The organism is Bradyrhizobium sp. 159 (assembly GCF_023073795.1).
In the GTDB taxonomy this organism is placed as follows: Bacteria; Pseudomonadota; Alphaproteobacteria; order Rhizobiales; family Xanthobacteraceae; genus Bradyrhizobium.
This window is the reverse complement of the sequence record NZ_JADPKE010000050.1, coordinates 36,893-53,980: the sequence shown is the minus strand read 5'-3', so window position 1 is coordinate 53,980 and position 17,088 is coordinate 36,893. Positions and strand designations below refer to the sequence as shown.

At 64.3% G+C, this 17,088-nt stretch carries 18 protein-coding genes and 1 pseudogene; 11 read left to right on the top strand and 8 right to left on the bottom strand.

What is annotated here, in order from left to right; all coding sequences use genetic code 11:
• Nucleotides 1-9 precede the first annotated feature (9 nt).
• The 4 genes from IVA96_RS12850 to IVA96_RS12835 all read left to right on the top strand — a co-directional run bounded on the left by IVA96_RS12850 (nt 10) and on the right by IVA96_RS12835 (nt 4,051).
• Nucleotides 10-1,548, top strand: coding sequence for a tripartite tricarboxylate transporter permease (locus IVA96_RS12850; RefSeq protein WP_247417559.1), 1,539 nt, complete (start codon nt 10-12; stop codon nt 1,546-1,548).
• Complete coding sequence (locus IVA96_RS12845) at nt 1,545-2,549, top strand: 4-hydroxythreonine-4-phosphate dehydrogenase PdxA (RefSeq protein WP_247417557.1); 1,005 nt, start codon at nt 1,545-1,547, stop codon at nt 2,547-2,549. Before IVA96_RS12850 ends, IVA96_RS12845 begins: the two co-directional genes overlap by 4 nt.
• A gap of 129 nt (nt 2,550-2,678) precedes the next feature.
• Entirely contained in the window at nt 2,679-2,894 is a 216-nt protein-coding gene (locus IVA96_RS12840; RefSeq protein ID WP_247280976.1) for a hypothetical protein, read from the top strand.
• Between the two features lie 125 nt (nt 2,895-3,019).
• The gene (locus IVA96_RS12835; protein ID WP_247417555.1) at nt 3,020-4,051 is read left to right on the top strand and encodes a glycosyltransferase family 4 protein; all 1,032 of its coding nucleotides are present in this window, start codon (nt 3,020-3,022) and stop codon (nt 4,049-4,051) included.
• 59 nt (nt 4,052-4,110) lie between these two features.
• On the opposite strand, the gene IVA96_RS12830 is transcribed toward IVA96_RS12835, so the two are convergent.
• The 5 genes from IVA96_RS12830 to IVA96_RS12810 form a co-directional block, all read right to left on the bottom strand.
• Nucleotides 4,111-4,527: a cupin domain-containing protein gene (locus tag IVA96_RS12830; protein ID WP_247417552.1), complete on the bottom strand. Its 417-nt coding sequence runs from the start codon at nt 4,525-4,527 to the stop codon at nt 4,111-4,113.
• A gap of 48 nt (nt 4,528-4,575) precedes the next feature.
• The gene (locus IVA96_RS12825; protein WP_247280979.1) at nt 4,576-5,319 is read right to left on the bottom strand and encodes an SDR family oxidoreductase; all 744 of its coding nucleotides are present in this window, start codon (nt 5,317-5,319) and stop codon (nt 4,576-4,578) included.
• A gap of 204 nt (nt 5,320-5,523) precedes the next feature.
• Entirely contained in the window at nt 5,524-6,756 is a 1,233-nt protein-coding gene (locus IVA96_RS12820; RefSeq protein WP_247280980.1) for a biotin/lipoyl-binding protein, read from the bottom strand.
• On the bottom strand, nt 6,749-7,186 hold the full coding sequence (locus tag IVA96_RS12815; RefSeq protein ID WP_247417550.1) for a hypothetical protein: 438 nt from the start codon (nt 7,184-7,186) through the stop codon (nt 6,749-6,751). Before IVA96_RS12815 ends, IVA96_RS12820 begins: the two co-directional genes overlap by 8 nt.
• 359 nt (nt 7,187-7,545) lie before the next feature.
• Nucleotides 7,546-8,625, bottom strand: coding sequence for a methyl-accepting chemotaxis protein (locus IVA96_RS12810; RefSeq protein ID WP_247417547.1), 1,080 nt, complete (start codon nt 8,623-8,625; stop codon nt 7,546-7,548).
• A 272-nt stretch (nt 8,626-8,897) separates the two neighbouring features.
• On the opposite strand from IVA96_RS12810, the gene recJ reads away from it, so the two are divergent.
• The 3 genes and pseudogenes from recJ (at nt 8,898) to IVA96_RS12795 (ending at nt 12,538) form a co-directional block, all read left to right on the top strand.
• Nucleotides 8,898-10,739: a single-stranded-DNA-specific exonuclease RecJ gene (gene recJ / locus IVA96_RS12805; RefSeq protein ID WP_247417546.1), complete on the top strand. Its 1,842-nt coding sequence runs from the start codon at nt 8,898-8,900 to the stop codon at nt 10,737-10,739.
• 106 nt (nt 10,740-10,845) lie between these two features.
• Nucleotides 10,846-11,655, top strand: coding sequence for a glucose 1-dehydrogenase (locus IVA96_RS12800; RefSeq protein WP_247417543.1), 810 nt, complete (start codon nt 10,846-10,848; stop codon nt 11,653-11,655).
• A gap of 92 nt (nt 11,656-11,747) precedes the next feature.
• Nucleotides 11,748-12,538: pseudogene (locus tag IVA96_RS12795) on the top strand (aldolase).
• A gap of 5 nt (nt 12,539-12,543) precedes the next feature.
• Here the strand turns inward: IVA96_RS12795 and IVA96_RS12790 are convergent.
• Nucleotides 12,544-13,773, bottom strand: a complete 1,230-nt coding sequence (locus IVA96_RS12790) for a lytic murein transglycosylase (RefSeq protein WP_247417541.1) — start codon at nt 13,771-13,773, stop codon at nt 12,544-12,546.
• Nucleotides 13,774-13,918: 145 nt separating this feature from the next.
• Between IVA96_RS12790 and IVA96_RS12785 the strand changes: the two genes are divergently transcribed.
• The gene (locus IVA96_RS12785; protein ID WP_247417539.1) at nt 13,919-14,179 is read left to right on the top strand and encodes a hypothetical protein; all 261 of its coding nucleotides are present in this window, start codon (nt 13,919-13,921) and stop codon (nt 14,177-14,179) included.
• A gap of 60 nt (nt 14,180-14,239) precedes the next feature.
• Nucleotides 14,240-14,491, top strand: a complete 252-nt coding sequence (locus tag IVA96_RS12780; RefSeq protein ID WP_247280988.1) for a hypothetical protein — start codon at nt 14,240-14,242, stop codon at nt 14,489-14,491.
• Here IVA96_RS12780 and IVA96_RS12775 read toward each other — a convergent pair.
• Nucleotides 14,488-15,012, bottom strand: coding sequence for a MarR family transcriptional regulator (locus tag IVA96_RS12775; protein ID WP_247280989.1), 525 nt, complete (start codon nt 15,010-15,012; stop codon nt 14,488-14,490). The genes IVA96_RS12780 and IVA96_RS12775 overlap by 4 nt on opposite strands.
• A gap of 54 nt (nt 15,013-15,066) precedes the next feature.
• Between IVA96_RS12775 and IVA96_RS12770 the strand changes: the two genes are divergently transcribed.
• Both IVA96_RS12770 and IVA96_RS12765 read left to right on the top strand, forming a co-directional pair.
• Entirely contained in the window at nt 15,067-15,546 is a 480-nt protein-coding gene (locus IVA96_RS12770; RefSeq protein WP_247280990.1) for a carboxymuconolactone decarboxylase family protein, read from the top strand.
• 21 nt (nt 15,547-15,567) lie between these two features.
• Complete coding sequence (locus IVA96_RS12765) at nt 15,568-16,071, top strand: cupin domain-containing protein (RefSeq protein ID WP_247417535.1); 504 nt, start codon at nt 15,568-15,570, stop codon at nt 16,069-16,071.
• A gap of 30 nt (nt 16,072-16,101) precedes the next feature.
• Here the strand turns inward: IVA96_RS12765 and IVA96_RS12760 are convergent, their stop codons facing one another.
• On the bottom strand, nt 16,102-17,088 hold the full coding sequence (locus IVA96_RS12760; RefSeq protein WP_247417533.1) for a DUF808 domain-containing protein: 987 nt from the start codon (nt 17,086-17,088) through the stop codon (nt 16,102-16,104).

Here is a 17,088-nt window from a genome sequence, read left to right as displayed (position 1 = left end):
AGAGGTCCGATGGATAATCTCGCAGAGCTCCTGCACGGCTTCACCATCGCGGTCACCGCGCCACATCTGCTGCTCATGGTAATCGGCGTGCTGCTCGGCATTCTCGTCGGCGTGCTGCCGGGGCTGGGCGCGCCAAACGGAGTATCGCTGCTTTTGCCGCTGACCTTCGGTATGCAGCCGGTCTCGGCCATCATCCTGCTCTCCAGCATGTATTGGGGGGCGCTGTTCGGCGGCTCCGTGACCTCGATCCTGTTCAACATTCCCGGCGAGCCGTCCTCGGTCGCGACCACGTTCGACGGCTACCCGATGGCGCGCGACGGCCGGCCAACGACGGCGCTCGCCACCGCCTTCGGTTCGGCGGCGTTCGGCGCGCTGATCGGCGTCATCCTGATCACCTTCCTTGCATCCTGGGTGGCCCAGGTTGCGCTCGCGTTCGGGCCGGCCGAGTATTTTGCGGTCTATTTCCTGGCCTTTGCCAGCTTCGTCGGCATGGGCGGTGCGGCGCCGATCAAGACCGTCGTGGCGCTGGCGATCGGCTTTGCGATCGCTGCCATCGGCATCGACACGGTGTCCGGCAGCGTGCGCCTCACCATGGGGGTCGATGAACTCGTCAAGGGCGTGAGCTTCGTCGTCGCCGTGATGGGTCTGTTCGGCATCGGCGAGCTCTTGGTTGCAGTCGAAGAGGAGTTTCACGCGCGCGCGGTCTCCTCGAAGATCGACTGGCGTGAGGTGTTCCGCGCGGTCGGCCGCCTGCCGCGGCATGGTATTGCCCTGTTGCGCAGCGCCGCGATCGGATGCTGGATGGGGATTACGCCGGGCGGCCCGACCGCGGCCTCCTTCATGAGCTACGGCATCGCGCGCCGCTTCTCGCGCCGCGGCCGATATTTCGGCACCGGCGAGGTCGAAGGCATCATCTCGCCGGAGACGGCCGACCATGCCGCCGGCACCAGCGCGCTGCTGCCGATGCTCTCGCTAGGCATTCCCGGCTCGGCGACCGCGGCGGTCATGATGGGCGGGCTGATGATCTGGGGCCTCAATCCCGGGCCGATGCTGTTCGTCGACAGTAAGGATTTCGTCTGGGGCCTGATCGCCTCGATGTATGTCGGCAACATCGTCGCCGTCGCGCTGGTGCTGCTCACCGTTCCGGTCTTCGCGGCCTTGATGCGGATTCCGTTTGTGGTGATCGCGCCCCTGATCGTGATCATCTGCGTCGTCGGCGCCTATTCGGTGTCGAACTCCTATCTCGACGTCGTCATGATGCTTGGCTTCGGGATCGTCGGCTATCTCTTCAAGAAGCTGTTCTATCCGCTGGCGCCGCTCGTGCTCGCGATCGTCATCGGCGACAAGGCGGAGGACGCGTTCCGGCAGTCGATGTTGATCTCCAAGGGATCGCTCGGGATATTCTTTGCAAACAAGCTGGTGACATGCCTGATCGTTGCCGGCATCGCATTGTTGCTGCTTCCGCTCGTGCTGCAGCTCACGCGGCTCTGGCGCAAACCCGCGCCGTCTACCGATCGGACGACAGCTGAGGAAAAGGTGATCATATGACCGCAAAGCCGCTCATTGCATTGGCAATGGGAGATCCCGCCGGCATCAGCCCGGAGCTGACGGCGAAGCTCGCGGTGCAGGATGACGTCCGCGCCCGCAGCCGGATCGTCGTCATCGGTGACCGCCGCATCTTCGACGAAGGCGCGCGCGTCGCCGGCGTCAAGCCGGAGCTGACCATGGTAGAGCAGGGCGCCGACCTTGGCGCGGCGCAGGGCGAGACGCTGTTTGTCGATCTCCGCCACCTCGACCCCAGGGAGGTCGAGCCGAAGACCGCGACGCTTGCCGGCGGAAAATTCGCGCTGACCAATTATCGGCACGCGCTCGAGCTCGGCCGTGACCACCGCGTCGATGCCGTCTGCTTTACCCCCTTCAACAAGCAGGCGATGCGCCTTGCCCGTACCGAATACGACGACGAGATCGCGTTCTCCGCCGAGGTGGTCGGGCTCAAGACCGCGGCAAGCGAGTTCAACGTGCTGGACCGGCTCTGGAATGCGCGGGTCACCTCCCATATCCCTCTCAAGGACGTCGCTGCAAAGCTGTCCAGCGAGCGCATCCATCGCGCGCTCAAGCTGACCGATTCCTGTATGCGCAATGCCGGTTTCGCGCGCCCCCGCATCGCAGTCGCAGGTCTCAATCCGCATGCCGGCGACGGCGGCAATTTTGGTCGCGAGGAGATCGATATCATCTCGCCGGTGGTCACGGCCGCCCAGCGCGAGGGTATCGCCGCGGAGGGACCGTTCCCCGCCGACACGGTGTTCCTGCGCGCCAAGGGCGGTGCTTTCGATGCGGTGCTGACGATGTATCACGACCAGGGTCAGATCGCGATGAAGCTGATGGGTTTTGATCGCGGTGTCACCTTGCTCGGTGGTTTCCCTTTCCCGATCTGCACGCCCGCGCACGGCACCGCCTATGATATCGCCGGGCAGGGCATCGCATCGGTTGGCGCTAGCCGCGCCGCTGTGCTGCTCGCAGCGGAGATGGCCGCGCGTCGCGCCGCCTGATGGCGCGCACCAGGGGAGCCCGCTCATGAAGTTCGTACGCGCAAAGCCTGCGAGTTTCGGGAAAAAGTGGAAACTTCCGGCGTGGTAACGAGTTGCGTCCCATGAACGTCTCCATCTGGGAGCTGGAACATGGTCGACTACGACCCGCTACGAACGGCCGTGGATACTGCTTGGTCCGTCTACCGCGCCCGGCATCGTCACGTCGATGCCGCGGATGGTCGTCGCTGTCTGCTCGAGCGTCATCTACAAGGGAGGCGGGAAGCGCGCGAGAGTGGCGGTGATGCCCAGGACCTTACGGCATCTGGCCTTGCCTATCTCGAGCGGCTTCACGATGACGAATGCTAGGGCTGGTGGAGGAACTGGCCTGCTGCCTGGCGGCCGCGACCGCAAGGCCGAATTGGACCTTGCTCGCGATTTCGAACCTTCTGGCGGCATTGATCGTGCTGATCGTGCGCTTGGCAGTTTAGCACATGCGTATCGCTCAGCTCGCTCCCCTGGCCGAAAGCGTTCCTCCGAAGCTCTACGGCGGCACCGAGCGGGTAGTAGCCTGGCTGGTGGATGAGCTGGTGCAGCTCGGCCACGACGTCACGCTGTTTGCGAGCGGCGATTCCCGGACGGCCGGCAGACTCTATCCGGTTTGGTCCCGTGCGTTGCGTCTCGGGCGGAAGGGCGCCGATCCGAGTGCAGCTTGCGCGATGCTGCTGGAAGCGATCGCGAAGCGAGCGAGGGATTTCGATGTGATCCACGCGCATATCGATTGGCTGCATCTGCCGTTGCTCAGTCGCCTGGGCGTGCCGTTCCTGACGACCATGCACGGCCGCCTCGACTTGCCTGGGTTGCCCGACGTGGTTCGGCAATTCCCCGAAGCAGCGCTCGTGTCGATTTCCGACCGTCAGCGCCTGCCGCTTCAAAATGCGAAATGGATTAGAACGATCCAGCACGGGATGCCGTCCGACCTGCTTCGCCCATGCTACGAGCAGGGATCCTACCTTGCATTTCTTGGCCGCCTGACGAAAGACAAAGGTCCGGAGGATGCCATCCGCATCGCGCATCAAACCCGTATGCCCCTGCGCATCGCCGCGAAGATCCCGCGCGCCGAGACCGCCTATTTCAAGAAACATGTCGAGCCCCATATTGACGACGAGAAGATCAAGCTTGTCGGCGAAGTCGATGATGACAGAAAACAGCAGTTCCTTGGTCGAGCCGCCGCTCTGTTGTTCCCGATCGATTGGCCGGAGCCCTTCGGGCTGGTCATGATCGAAGCAATGGCCTGCGGAACTCCCGTGATCGCCTACCGCTCAGGCGCCGTCCCTGAGGTCATCGAGCACGGCCTGACTGGTTTCATCGTCGAGAACGAGGAGCAAGCCGTTCAGGCGGTCGGCGAGGTGGGCAAGTTGGATCGAAGGCAGGTGCGCGCACGGTTCGAGGAGCGTTTCTCGGCGCGCCGAATGGCGCGAGAGTACGAAGGCGAGTACAGCAAGCTGGTTGCCGCCGCGGCTTGAGAATTCGATAGGCGCGACGGGCTCCGGTTGACGCGCGTCTCGCCTGCTGCCCCGGGGCGTTACTTCGCGATAGGCGTCACGAGCTCCTTGTCTGCTGTATCCACGACGAAGACGGCCAGCAGCTTCGCAGGCTCGGAATCGCTGGCATTCGCGCTTATGGCGTGGCGGTCGCCGGGTTTCTCGAAAAAATTCGCTCCCTTGCGATAGACCTTCGCGGGCTCGTCATTGACTTGACTGCGGATTGCTCCTTCCAGGATGGTCGCATAGATAAACGCGGAGCGCGGGTGCATGTGCGCCGGTGAGGAGCCTCCCGGACCATATTCGACCAGCACGCCCTTCATGCTCTTGCCGGGGACGTTGGGCAGGGCCTGGTCGAACACCACGGTTACTTTGGCCAATGGTGCTGCCGTCTCGGCTGCATGGGCCGTCAGGAAAGACGCGGCGTAAACCGCCGTTGCGATCAGCAATCTGCGCATGGGATTCCCTTCATTGTCATTTCCGTCGTGATTGAGGCTGACGGAGCTTCAGAGACTCGCGAGCCATGTTGCGAGCGGTGTTTTCCCGAGCCGCGCCTCGCCAAGCGGATTCAGCGATGTGTCGTCAATGAGAGCGCCGTAATAGGGCGCCTTTGGGTCTCCCACCACAGGTCGGACATCGCCGGACGCCTTCAGGCGCCGCGCGATGAATTCATTGAAGGGGGCCTTCTCGGGTCCAGCAATGTCGATCGTGCCGTTGAGCGGCCGGCCCGTTGCGATCTCCGCGAGACAATCGACCACATCGTCGGACGCGATCGGTTGAAACTGCGCCGATGGAACGACAATCCTGCCGCCCGTCACAGCCGTTTCGGCAATGGCGCCGAGGAATTCAAAGAACTGGGTGGCGCGCACGATCGAGTAGGGGACCGAAGAGGATTTGATGACGGTCTCCTGGGCGAGCTTGGCACGGAAATAGGCGTTGTCGGGCGACCGCTCGGTGCCGACGATGGAGAGCGCCACATGATGTTTCACGGCCGCTGCGGCTTCTGCCGCGACGAGATTCTTGCTCGAACGCTGGAAGAAATCGAGCACGGCGGTCGGCTCCCAGGACGGCGCGTTGGCGACGTCGACGACAACATCGGCGCCGGCCAGCACCGCAGCGAGACCTTCCCCGGTCACGGCGTTCACGCCTGATCTTGGCGAGGCTGCCACCGCCTCGTGGCCCTGCTGCTTGAGCTTCGCCACCAGTTTAGATCCGATCAATCCGGTCCCGCCGATCACGACGATCTTCATGGCACGTCTCCTCGGTGTTTCGGAGCGCGGGAAAAGGCCAATTCCTGCTCTCGCGCTTACGTGCATCACGATCCAACGCCTGTTCTATCGGGAGCAATCGGCAGGCCCTTGCCTGGAACGCGCCTGACTTGCCGAAAAATGCTCCAGAGAGATCGTTACGATACGACACAATTCGTCTGGGAGCATTCCCTTAAATCTCGGAGATCAGTGGCCGCTCAGCACCAGCGTCTTCACTGGCAACAGCAGCGCTTGAATGCGCAACAGAAGGGCATGTACAAGCCCCGTGGCATCGACGACATGCAGAGCAGATCCCTTGAGCGCGCCGGTCTTTGGGTCTGCAATCGCATCGTGGTTGCTCGTATAGGCATTGACGATGCAGGTCGAGCCTGGCGTGACGCCCTCGAGCCCGCCCTTATAGAGCGGTTCCAAAAATGCCAGGATCGTGCCCGGCTGCCGAAGATTTTGCGGATCGATGAGCTGTTCGCCCGAGCGGAATTGACCGGCGGCGATATAGTCCTGAACGCCCGTGATGACGAGCGGAATGATGACCCAGGGCTTCGAGATGCAAGTCGCTTCTGCGAGCATGCCGGGTCGTATGACCTGGGCTTCAATCTGGCCGAAGCCAGCCTGCAATACGCGCCGGCCCGCGCCCTCTGGGATCAAGAGGCCGGCGGGCCGCATCATCTGATTGACGACATCGCCAGTGCGCAGAAGGAATTGCTCCACTCGCCCATCGACCCCCGCCCGAATGGAAGTCTTGTCGAGGTCCACCTGCGCCTCTGCCATCGCGGCCTCTGCGCTCGCCTTCTCAGCCGGCAGAAGCGTTGAGATCCGCAGCGCCGAAGCCTCCCTGGCGGCACTGGCGGAATCGATGCCCGCCTGCCGCTGATCGACGGCGACCTGGAGTTTCTCGATGTCACGCTGCGGCACGATCCCAGGATTGCGCCGCTGCAATTCGCTCTTGGTGTCGAGCTCGTCCCTCGCTTGCTGCCAGGCCGCCCTCGCTTCTGCGATCTGGGCTTCCGCCTTGACCACATCGGCCCGCGCGCTGATCAGCGAGGCATCGATCTCGGCGACCTTTCGTTTTGTCGTCTCGAGCGCCGCCTGCTGCTTGGCGCTGTCCAGCCGGAAGAGGACGTCGCCCTTCTTCACAGGCGCGCTGTAATCGACGTTCACTTCGGCGACGCGGCCGGCCACTTCGGGCAGGATCGGCACGGTGCGGAAGTAGAGCGCCGCGGACGTGGTCGAGGGATGATAGTAGAAGATCATGGTGATCAGCGCGACGGTCAGCATCAGGCAGCCGGTAATGCCCCACCTCAGCTCAAACCAGACCGAGTAGAGGGTGATCTCCTTGCCGAACCGCTTACCTTGCCGATAGCGCCGATAGAGGTAGTCCGGAAGGATCGTCACGAGCGAGCAGAGCAGGAGCTCAAGCATGACCTTGGACTCCCTCGTTCGACGCACTCTTCGTGCCGGAATTGCCGGTCAGCTCGGTTTCGGATGCTGATTGCGACGTCTGCGGCGCTGCATCGGCGATCCGCTCCACCGAGCCGGCGATGGTGCGCAGCGGCGTCGAGAAGTCCGGCAGGTCGATCATCGCGAGCAGGAGGCCCGCGATCCAGAAGATGTGCATGTGCGTGAACAGCGAGATGAGGCCGAGAACGGCGACGATCTCGAATTGCAGCTTCTGCGATCGGTGCGCCATGCGCTCCGGAAGGCTGTGCAGCTTCCAATAGAGCGTGCCCACCCACAACACGACGACGATGAGGAAGATGGCCATGACGACCATCAGGGCGTCCGATCCATCAGGTCCAGGCACGAAGAATGGCAGATGATGAGGCGCTGCCGGATGCATTTGTTCGCTCAAGCTCGTCCCCCTGCCAGAAGAAGCCTGAGAGCCCAGAGCGAGGCTCGTACTTTGCCCAGCATTGTTTCCCAAGACGGGAACTGGAGCAAGGATCGTGTCGAGACTGCCGTTGCGTTCGGTGTGTACTAGATCGCCGCGTCCAACGAAATGTTCCTGAGACGGCCGCTGTCGGACAAGGACAAATGTGCCGTGTTGGCACCCTTGGCGATCGTCACAGATTGCTCCTGTTTTGCCCGACGTGTCAAAGAGTTTTGGCGAGTGCAAAAACTATTAGGGAAGACAACCCTTTGGCTACTGTGCATGGGGTTGTTTTCGCGAGTTTTGATAAAAGGGGCTATTCGCCGCCTTTGCGGGGCGCCTCACGCCCCGCAGATGATCACGCCGTGCCAGCCGAGCCCACGATAGGTCTCATAGCCCGGGGTGGCATGGAAGGCGACCAGCGCGCCGGTGCGGTCGTGGTAGAAGCCGGAGCGCTGGCCGTTCAGCGCGATCGAGATGCGCTCGCTGAGGATGCCCTGGCCGTCGGAGGCGGCAATCACGCGAAGGTTCGAATCGACCAGCAGTACGCGGGCCTTGTCGCTGTCGCCGACGCGCACGCCCTGGACGATGGCGCGGGCCTGCGCCTCCCAGTCGAAATGAATGGCGAGCACGCCGATCGGCACCCCGTTGGCCTGGCCGCCGCTGCGGACGCTGGCGCAATAGGTCGCGACCTGGGCGTTGCCGAGCAGCGGCTGGTTCTCGACGTCACCGGCAACATAGTCGTCGCCGGAGCGCAAGGATTGCGCCTCGCGAAACCATTTGGTGTGGGCGACGTTCTGGCCGACGACGCGAAAGCGGTCGGCGCGGCCATTGGCGATGACGTTGCCGTCGAGATCGCAAAGCCAGAGGTCGAGGTAGACGGTGTAGGCCCCGAGGATCACGCCGAGGCGCTGCGAGGCGTGGTTTACAGCCGCCGCGGCCGGCGAGGCCGCGCAATCGACCACGGCGGAGTCGGTCGCCCACCAACGCACGTCGCAGGTGCGCTCATAGAGGTTGCGGTCGATCAGCTCGATAGCGTTGAGCGACAGATCGACCATGCGCTCGCCGCGCGAGCGCTGGCTCATGCGGTCGATCGAGGCGACGAGGTCGCCGGTTCGTTTGGTCAGCTGTGTCTCGAGCTCGCGGGCGATGGTCTCGACCTGCTGGCCGACGCCACGTACCTCCTGCGCCACGACCGCAAAGCCCGCGCCCTGCGCGCCGGCGCGCGAGCTCTCGATCAGGGCGTTCAGCGCGAGCATCTTCATCTGATTGGTGATCTGCTGGATCGCCTTGGTCTTGTCGACCGCGATCTGGTTGACCTCCGCGGTCAGGCGGTTGATCAGCGCGGAGATGTCGGAATCATCATCAGCGGGTTCGGTGGCGGTGATCGGCTTGGCTTTCAGACCCAGCGCAGCAGACATCGGGGAGCTTCCCTTGGCAATGAGGTCTGACCTGCAATGAACCCGGAACAAAGATACAGATCGAACGGAAAGCTTTTTCGAGGATTCCACCTAACGCCCGCTTAATTTGCGGTTCCGTGGAATGCCCAAATGATAGTCAGTTCCGCGCCGCTAAAAGGCAATCCACCGCTTTGTGCGGCGCAGGCATTGCATATCTAGGGCGATTCCGGGCCAATCGTCCCTGCCGACAAATCTGCTGCCACCCGTCCGGGCTCCTCAATCAATCAACATTCATGACCCCGCCCGCAACTGCCTTGCCTGTCGAAGCGCCCCAGGCGTTCCTGGGGGTGACGCGCTCGCTCACCGACAAGCTCTGGCGTGACCGGCTCGACGCGCGCGGCGCGGCCAAGGCGCTTGCGATCGTGCAACGTCACCAATTGCCGGAATTGCTGGCGCGGGTGCTGGCCGGCCGCGGCGTCGATATCGACACCGTGCCGGACTTCCTCGATCCGACCATCCGAAAACTGCTGCCGGACCCGTTCACGGTGACGGAGATGGAAGCTGCCGCGCAGCGGATCGCGGATGCCGCGGGGAAGGGCGAAAGGGTCGCGATCTTCGGCGATTACGACGTCGACGGCGCCACTTCGGCGGCGCTGCTGGCCTGGCATCTGCGCCATTGCGGGCTCGATCCGCTGATCCACATTCCGGACCGGATCTTTGAGGGGTACGGCCCCAACATCGAAGCGGTGCGCGCGCTGGCGGCAAAGGGCGCCACGCTGCTCGTCACCGTCGATTGTGGCACCACCAGTATCGAGCCCTTGGCCGAGGCGAAGCGCCTCGGCATGTCCGTTGTCGTGATCGACCACCACCAATGCGGCCTCGATCTCCCCGAGGTCGATGCGCTGGTCAATCCGAACCGCCCCGACGATCTCTCGGGCCTCGGACATCTCGCCGCCGTCGGCCTCGTGCTGGTGACGCTGGTTGCCGTCAATCGCGAGCTGCGCCAGCGCGGTTTCTGGGGCGCCGAGATGCCCGAGCCCGATCTGCTCGGCATGCTGCATCACGTCGCACTCGGCACCGTCGCCGACGTTGCGCCGCTGATCGGCCTCAACCGCGCCTTCGTTGCAAAAGGGCTGATCGCGATGCGGCGGCGCGACCATGTCGGTCATACCGCGCTGATGGACGTGGCGCGGCTTAACGGCCCGCCGGAGGCCTGGCATCTCGGCTTCATGCTGGGGCCGCGCGTCAATGCCGGCGGTCGGATCGGTCGGGCCGATCTCGGCGTGCGCCTTTTGCTCGAAGGTGACAGCGTCGAGGCCGCACGCATCGCCGCCGAGCTCGACCGCCTCAACAGTGAGCGCCGCGTCATCGAGCAGGCGGCCGAAGCGCAGGCGGAAGCCGAGGCGCTTGCCTCGATCGGCCTGGAAGACAAGCTCGGCGTCATCGTCACGGCCTCCGAAGGCTGGCATCCCGGCGTCGTCGGCCTCGTCGCCTCACGCCTGAAGGAGAAGTTTTCCCGGCCTGCTTTTGCCATCGCGCTCGAGCCCGGCGGCATCGGCACCGGCTCGGGCCGCTCGATCGCCGGCGTCGATCTCGGCAAGGCGGTGCGGCAAGCGGTTACTGACGGCATTCTGCTCAAGGGCGGCGGCCACGCGATGGCTGCGGGTGTCACGCTGCGCAAGGAGAAGCTCGCCGAATTCCGTGCCTATCTGGAGAGCGCGCTGGCGCGCGACGTCGCGGAGGCGCGGCACGTCAACGAGCTCTATGTCGACGGCGCAGTCTCCGCGCGCGCAGTGACGCCGGAGCTTGCGACGACTCTCAATCGCGCCGGCCCGTTCGGCAGCGGCAATCCGGAAGTCGTGCTGGCCCTGCCGGCGCATCAGCTCGTCTATGCCGATGAGGTCGGCCAGGCGCACTTGAGGCTGCGCTTCAAGTCCGGTGACGGCGCCATCGTCAACGGCATCGCGTTCCGTTCGGTCGGCCAGAAGCTCGGCAATGCGCTGCTCGCCAACCGTGGTCAGCAATTGCATGTCGCGGGATCTTTGTCGGTCGATCGCTACCAGGGCGTCGAGCGTGTGCAATTCCGCGTCGTCGACGTCGCGCTACCGGACCAGGGGCCATCCGTGATTAGATAGCGCGCGAGCCGGACCCGAAGGGCCTCGTGAGCGCACAGTGCGACGCGGTTTTCGGCAAGATCATGCGAAAAAATAGATCGCTCAAACAACAAAAAAGGGAGTGAACATGGCAGGGCAGGTTGAGGGCAAGGTCGCGCTGGTGACGGGCGGCGCCTCCGGCATTGGCGAGGCCATCGTCGAGCTGTTCGCGCGCGAGGGCGCCACCGTCATTGCGACAGACATCGACGAGCTGCGCGGCCCAGAGCTTGCCAACCGGATTACAAGGGCCGGCGGCAAGGCGATCTTCCTGGCGCAGGATGTCACCAGCGAGGAACGCTGGATCGAGGTCGTCGCCGAGGTCGCAAAGCGCTACGGCCGGCTGGACATCATGGTCTCCAATGCCGGCATCGGCATCTCCGTGCCCTCGATCGTCGACATGACGCTGGCCGACTGGCGCAAGCAGAACGCCATCAACCTCGATGGCGTGTTCCTCTCTGTTAAGCGTTGCCTGCCCTTGATGCGCAAGACCGGCGGCGGCTCGATCGTGATGATGTCGTCACTGGCGGGCCTGCGCGGTGCCCCCGGGCTGTCGGCCTATTCGGCCACCAAGGGCGGAGTGCGGCTGTTTGCGAAATCAATCGCGATGGAATGCGCGGCCGCTGGCGACGGCATCCGCGTCAACTCGGTGCATCCCGGCATCATCGACACGCCGATCTGGGGCAAGATCCCGACCGGCGCGACCGGTGCCGGCCAGAACGCGCCGATCGATCCAGAAGAGCGCGCCAAGGTCGTCACGCCGCTCGGCCGTGCCGGCCAGGCTGCGGAGATCGCTTCTGGCGTGCTGTATCTGGCCTCCGATGCCTCGCGCTACGTCACCGGCAGCGAACTCGTCATCGACGGCGGCATGAATGCCGGCGGCGTGCCGCGGCGCGCATGAGCCGCGCAGGGCAGGGCGGCGCCGGCAGGGGCTGACGCGCAGGCGCAGCCCCTGTACAACGCGCCAGCTCCGACCGACATAGGTGTCCTTCCATGGCGCATAGTCTTCACGCTTCCTCTCCCGCGCCCCATCGTTCGAACCGGCCGGACCTCGCCACCGAGGCGATCCGCACCGCGCGCGAGGATCTTGCCGCCTGCTTCCGCATGGCCGCGCGCAACGGTTTTGAGGAAGGCATCTGCAATCATTTCTCGGCCGTGGTGCCGGGACATGACGATCTCTTCCTGGTCAATCCGTACGGCTACGCCTTCCGCGAGCTGACCGCGTCAAAGCTGCTATCTGCGACTTCCACGGTAACGTGCTCGACGGCGAGGGCGTGCCCGAGGCGACGGCCTTCTACATCCATGCCGAGATGCACAAGCGCCTGCCGCGCGCCAAGGTCGCTTTCCACACCCACATGCCCTATGCGACGGCGCTCTCTATGACCGAGGGCGAGCCCCTGATCTGGGCCGGCCAGACTGCGTTGAAATTCTACGGCCGCACCGCGGTGGACCGCGACTATAACGGCCTTGCCCTCGACAACCGCGAGGGCGCGCGCATCGCCTCCGCCGTCGGCGATGCGGATATCGTCTTCATGAAGCACCACGGCGTGATGGTACTGGCCCCGACCATCGCCGAGGCCTGGGACGATCTCTATTACCTCGAACGCGCAGCCGAGGTGCAGGTGCTGGCGATGTCGACCGGACGAAAGGTGCTGCCGGTCGATCCGGCTGTTGCCGCCGAAACCTACAGGCAGATGCGCGAAGGCGATTCCGAATCCGCGCGGCTGCATCTCGCCGCGATCCGTCGCCAGCTCGACGCGGAAGAACCGCAGTATAGGCACTGAGCCGCTTACAATCCCTGCCGCAGTCTCGCCAGCACCTTCAGCCCGCCATAGCCGTCCGCCGGCGTGATCCCTGCGCGCTGCTGAAAATCCTTGACCGCCTTCATCGTGTCGTTGCCGACGCGGCCGTCGGTGCCGCCGGTATCGAAGCCGGCCTTGGTCAGGCGCGTCTGCATCTCCTGCACCTCGGCAAGCGTCAGCGCGCGCTCGGAGCCGGGGAAGGGCTGGATGAAGGGGGGCGCGCCCAGGCAGCGGTCGCCGAGGTGGCAGATCGCCAGCGCATAGTTCATGGAAGGGTTGTAGCTCTTCACCGAGTAGAAATTCGGTCCGAGCAGGAAGCTCGGCCCGCCCGTAACGGGCGTCCACAGCTGCGCCGACGCATTCGGTTGCGGGAATGGCTGGCCGTCGGCGCGGGTGACACCGGCCGCTTGCCAAGCCGCATAGGTGCGGCTGCCGCTGATGTTGCCGGGCGCGCGCACTTCGTAGCCCCAATGCTCGCCGCGATGCCACTTGCCGCGATTGACGAGATATTTTGCGGTCGAGCCCAGCGCGTCATCGGGCTTGCCGAAGGGCGAGACCTTGCCGTCGCCGTCATAGTCGATGCCGACATTGAGCCAGACTTCCGGCATCCATTGCGAATGGCCCATCGCACCGGCCCAGGATCCCTGCATCTGCTCCGGCGTGCTCCAGCCCTTGTCGACGATGCGCAGTGCGTTGATCAGCTCGGTCTCCCAATAGGCCTTGCGCCGCGGTTCGTTCCAGGCGAGCGCGGCGAGTGAGGGAAACACCGGGGTCATATGGTTCTGCTGCACCAGGGGATCGCCATAGGCGGACTCGACGCCCCACAGCGCCAGCAGCGTGCCGCGCTCGACGCCGAAATCGCGCTCGATGCGCGCGAACAGCGCTTCGTTGTTTTTCAGCGCGATCTTTCCGTTGATGATGCGCCAGTCCGAGACGCGGCGGTTGATGTATTGCCAGACCTGCTCGTGGAATTCCGGCTGGTTGCGCATCTGCTTGAACACGCTCATGTCCGGCTCGAGCCGCGCCATCGCGCGCTGCCAGGTCGCTGCCGAAATGCCCTTGGCCAATGCGCGCGCGCGAAAGGCTTCGCGCCATTCATCGAAGCCTGGGGGCGCGGCGAGGGCGCGTTTTGGGAATGCAAGCAACGCCGCTGCACCGAACGTCGATTGCAGCAGGGCGCGGCGAGTTGGATAGGATGAGGAATCAGCGTGCGTCATGGGCACATTCTAGCCTGAAACATGGCGTGCGTGAGTCGGTTCCGGGAACAGATGCTGCGGCTGATCTTGCGCGGCAGGATCAATCGTTCCGTCGGAACAAATCGTCGCAGCCTCGCATTCCCCTTGCGACAACGAGGAGGAGAAGATGAGGAAATATCTGTTTGCCGCCGCCATGGCCACCGCCATCGCGGCGCCCGCATTCGCGGACGAGGTCGGCGTTCACGTCGGGCCGGCCGGCGCCGGCGTGACGGTTGGTCAGTCCCCTGAATATCGCGAGCGCGACCGAGATCGCGACCGCACCACGGTCATCAAAGAGCGTGAGCCCGCCGACCGCACCACGGTGATCAAGAAGGAAGATGAATTCGGCAATCGCGAGAAGACTGTCATTCATCACGACAACGATTGACGGAGCATGGGCCTCGGCCTGCGGCCGGGGCCCGCACTCGGCGAATAGAATCGGGGTGGAATGAAGATACACGCACACGCGGAAAGCCATGTCGTCGAACTCGACGACGGATCGCAATGGCAGATCTTTCCCGGCGATCTTGCGACTACGCTGAGCTGGAAGCCCGAAACCGATCTGCACCTGGAGCCGAGCCGCGACCGGGTGAGTTCGCATGTGCTGGTCAATGCCGCGGACCGAACCCGCGTGCGGGTGATTGCCGCAGGCGAGACTTGGCCCGACGGCGAGGTCAAGAACGCGTTGAAGGGCGGCTAATCCTCCTGCAGCTCGGCCGCGACCCCGGCGAGCCAGCGCCGGATCGTCGTTTCCGTCTTGCTGTCCAAACCCAGAGCGAGGCGCTTCTCCAATTCGAGCACACGTTGCCGGCACGCCTTTAGCAGCGTCGCGCCCCGCGGCGTCAGCGTCCATTGCTGAATGCGGCCATGGACCGGATGCGGCGTCATTGCGATGGCGCCGTCGCGTTCGAGGTTGCGGATGATGACGCCGACCGTCTGGGGGGTCAGAAAGGTGAGGCGGGCGACGTCGGCGCCGGACAGGCCGGGATAGGCGTTGAGCATGGTCAGCACCGCGAATTGCGGCGAGGTCACGCCGAGATCGGCGAGGGTGCGCTCCATTTTCAGCCGCACCGCGGCGTGGGCCTGGCGCAGCAGATAGCCGAGATAGCCTTGCTCGCCGCGCTTGCCTTCGCCGGGAGCGGGTACACGCACGGCGACGTCGCCGGCGGGCGCCGTGCGCGCGGTTTTCGATCTTGTGATGGCAGCGGTCTTGTGTGACATATAAGAGCTCTTATAAGATATAAGCACGCTTACAATAATACGAGGTGAACGGCAATGTCACAGGCCCGCAGCGAATACGAGGATTTCAAGCGCCTCGCGCCCGATGTCTATGATCTGGTGCTGGCGCTGGGTCAGCTTGCAACCAAGGCCGGTCTCGACAAGCAGCTCATCGAACTCGTCAAGCTGCGCGCCTCGCAGATCAACGGCTGTGCCTTCTGCGTGCAGCATCACGTCCTTCTGTCGGAACGGATCGGGGTTTCCACCGACAAGCTCCATCTGGTCGCGGTCTGGCGCGAGGCGCCGATCTTTTCCGCGCGCGAGCGCGCGGCGCTGGCCTGGACGGAGGCCTTGACGATGCTTCCCGGTGGCGTCAGCGAGGAGGTCTATTCGGAGGCAAAGCGCGAGTTCTCCGAAACCGAGCTGACCTACCTGACCTCGGCGGTTGCCTCGATCAACGTCTGGAATCGGTTTGGTGCGGCGTATCGCTGGACGCCGGCCAAGCGGCCTGTGGCCACGAATGCCGCGGCATCCTGATCGCAGCGCGGGGAGGTCAGCATGACAGCAATGAGTTTGGCCGCTGCGCAGCGCCCGATAGCATCTCGTTCAATGGCGATCGCCGCCCTCGGCGGGCTCGCCTGCGCAGTCGCAATCGGCAAGGCGCTGCCGGTGACGATCGACACTGTGGCAGGCGCACTGGCGCCGCTCTGCGCCACGGCTGCGGACGGTTCGCCGCTCGACAAGGTCGAGCCGATCGGGTCCTACGCGCTGCCGAACGTCCCGGGCAAGCGCGTCACCATCGTGCGTGTGTCCTACGGTCCGGGCGGGTTTTCGCGGCCGCATCGTCACGCGGGCTCTGTGACGGCCTACATCACCAAGGGCGAGATCCGCTCGCAACTCGGCGGCGGCCCGATCGAGACGTTCGGCGTCGGCGAGTCCTTCTTCGAGCCGCCGGGCTCGACACATCTCGTCTCCGCCAATGCCAGTACAACCGAGCCGGCGGAATTGATCGCGGTGTTCGTGGCGGATGAGGGCGCGCAGTTGACGACGTTCTTGGAGTAGCTGGCACTCCTAGCCCGCGACCGCATTTGTTCAGGTTGGCTGCGATCGCCTCAACCGTTTCCACGCGGGTGAGAGACCGTATTCGACTGCCGGAATCGCAAGTGCGCCGACAAGCAGTCCGAGTACGCCTGAGATGGCTGCTTCGACCGACCATTCGATGATGCCGGCAACGGATGGAGGGACATGTGCGGCAGCCTCGGTTGCGGCATGGACCGTGCGGCCGACCTCGGGTGGGCCATATTTCTCAATGCCGTGCAGGATGATGCCGCCGCCGACCCAGATCATGGCGGCGGTGCCGATGGTGCTTAGCACCGCCAGGAAGGTGGGCATACCGCGGACGAGCGCGCGTCCAAGTGAGCGGATGGCGCCGCCAGTGACGGAGGCGCTGTCATAGCGGGCAAGGGCCATGCCGACATCGTCCGCCTTCACGATCAGGGCTACCACACCGTAGACCCCGGCAGTGATACAGACGCCAACCAGCGCAAGCACCAGCGCCTGTGTCCAGATGCTCCCCGCCGGGAGGGCTGCCAGCGTGATCGCCATGATCTCCGCCGACAGGATGAAATCTGTCTTGATGGCGCTCGCGACCTTCTCGTCCTCGACCGACCGGGCATTCAGCGCAATCGGCTGGAGCTGAGCCTCGTGGTGGCGCGCATGATGCGGCATCATGGCCTCGAGCACCTTCTCGGCGCCCTCGTAGCAGAGAAAGGCTCCGCCCAGCATGAGCAGCGGCGTGACCGCGGCAGGAAGGAAATAGCCAAGCAGCAGGGCAAGGGGAAGCAGAAGCAGCAACTTATTGCGTAGCGATCCGACCGCAATCTTAGCGACGATCGGCAGTTCGCGTTTCGAGGCAAAACCGATGACGTAGTTAGGCGTGACCGCCGCGTCATCGATGACCACGCCAGCCGCCTTTGTGCCCGCTTTGGCAGCCTGACTCGCCACATCGTCGAGCGAGGCTGCTGCCGCCTTTGCAATCGCCGCGATATCGTCGAGAAGACCGATCAGTCCGACACTCAT

What these genes read in the sequence shown, in the direction of transcription:
- IVA96_RS12835 (WP_247417555.1), top strand. Translation starts at nt 3,020, where the DNA reads ATGCGTATCGCTCAGCTCGCTCCCCTGGCCGAAAGCGTTCCTCCGAAG.
- IVA96_RS12850 (WP_247417559.1), top strand. Translation starts at nt 10, where the DNA reads ATGGATAATCTCGCAGAGCTCCTGCACGGCTTCACCATCGCGGTCACC.
- IVA96_RS12825 (WP_247280979.1), bottom strand. Translation starts at nt 5,319, where the DNA reads ATGAAGATCGTCGTGATCGGCGGGACCGGATTGATCGGATCTAAACTG.
- IVA96_RS12840 (WP_247280976.1), top strand. Translation starts at nt 2,679, where the DNA reads ATGGTCGACTACGACCCGCTACGAACGGCCGTGGATACTGCTTGGTCC.
- IVA96_RS12845 (WP_247417557.1), top strand. Translation starts at nt 1,545, where the DNA reads ATGACCGCAAAGCCGCTCATTGCATTGGCAATGGGAGATCCCGCCGGC.
- IVA96_RS12790 (WP_247417541.1), bottom strand. Translation starts at nt 13,773, where the DNA reads ATGACGCACGCTGATTCCTCATCCTATCCAACTCGCCGCGCCCTGCTG.
- IVA96_RS12765 (WP_247417535.1), top strand. Translation starts at nt 15,568, where the DNA reads ATGACAGCAATGAGTTTGGCCGCTGCGCAGCGCCCGATAGCATCTCGT.
- IVA96_RS12820 (WP_247280980.1), bottom strand. Translation starts at nt 6,756, where the DNA reads ATGCTTGAGCTCCTGCTCTGCTCGCTCGTGACGATCCTTCCGGACTAC.
- IVA96_RS12775 (WP_247280989.1), bottom strand. Translation starts at nt 15,012, where the DNA reads ATGTCACACAAGACCGCTGCCATCACAAGATCGAAAACCGCGCGCACG.
- IVA96_RS12785 (WP_247417539.1), top strand. Translation starts at nt 13,919, where the DNA reads ATGAGGAAATATCTGTTTGCCGCCGCCATGGCCACCGCCATCGCGGCG.
- IVA96_RS12760 (WP_247417533.1), bottom strand. Translation starts at nt 17,088, where the DNA reads ATGAGTGTCGGACTGATCGGTCTTCTCGACGATATCGCGGCGATTGCA.
- IVA96_RS12770 (WP_247280990.1), top strand. Translation starts at nt 15,067, where the DNA reads ATGTCACAGGCCCGCAGCGAATACGAGGATTTCAAGCGCCTCGCGCCC.
- IVA96_RS12830 (WP_247417552.1), bottom strand. Translation starts at nt 4,527, where the DNA reads ATGCGCAGATTGCTGATCGCAACGGCGGTTTACGCCGCGTCTTTCCTG.
- IVA96_RS12810 (WP_247417547.1), bottom strand. Translation starts at nt 8,625, where the DNA reads ATGTCTGCTGCGCTGGGTCTGAAAGCCAAGCCGATCACCGCCACCGAA.
- recJ (WP_247417546.1), top strand. Translation starts at nt 8,898, where the DNA reads ATGACCCCGCCCGCAACTGCCTTGCCTGTCGAAGCGCCCCAGGCGTTC.
- IVA96_RS12800 (WP_247417543.1), top strand. Translation starts at nt 10,846, where the DNA reads ATGGCAGGGCAGGTTGAGGGCAAGGTCGCGCTGGTGACGGGCGGCGCC.
- IVA96_RS12780 (WP_247280988.1), top strand. Translation starts at nt 14,240, where the DNA reads ATGAAGATACACGCACACGCGGAAAGCCATGTCGTCGAACTCGACGAC.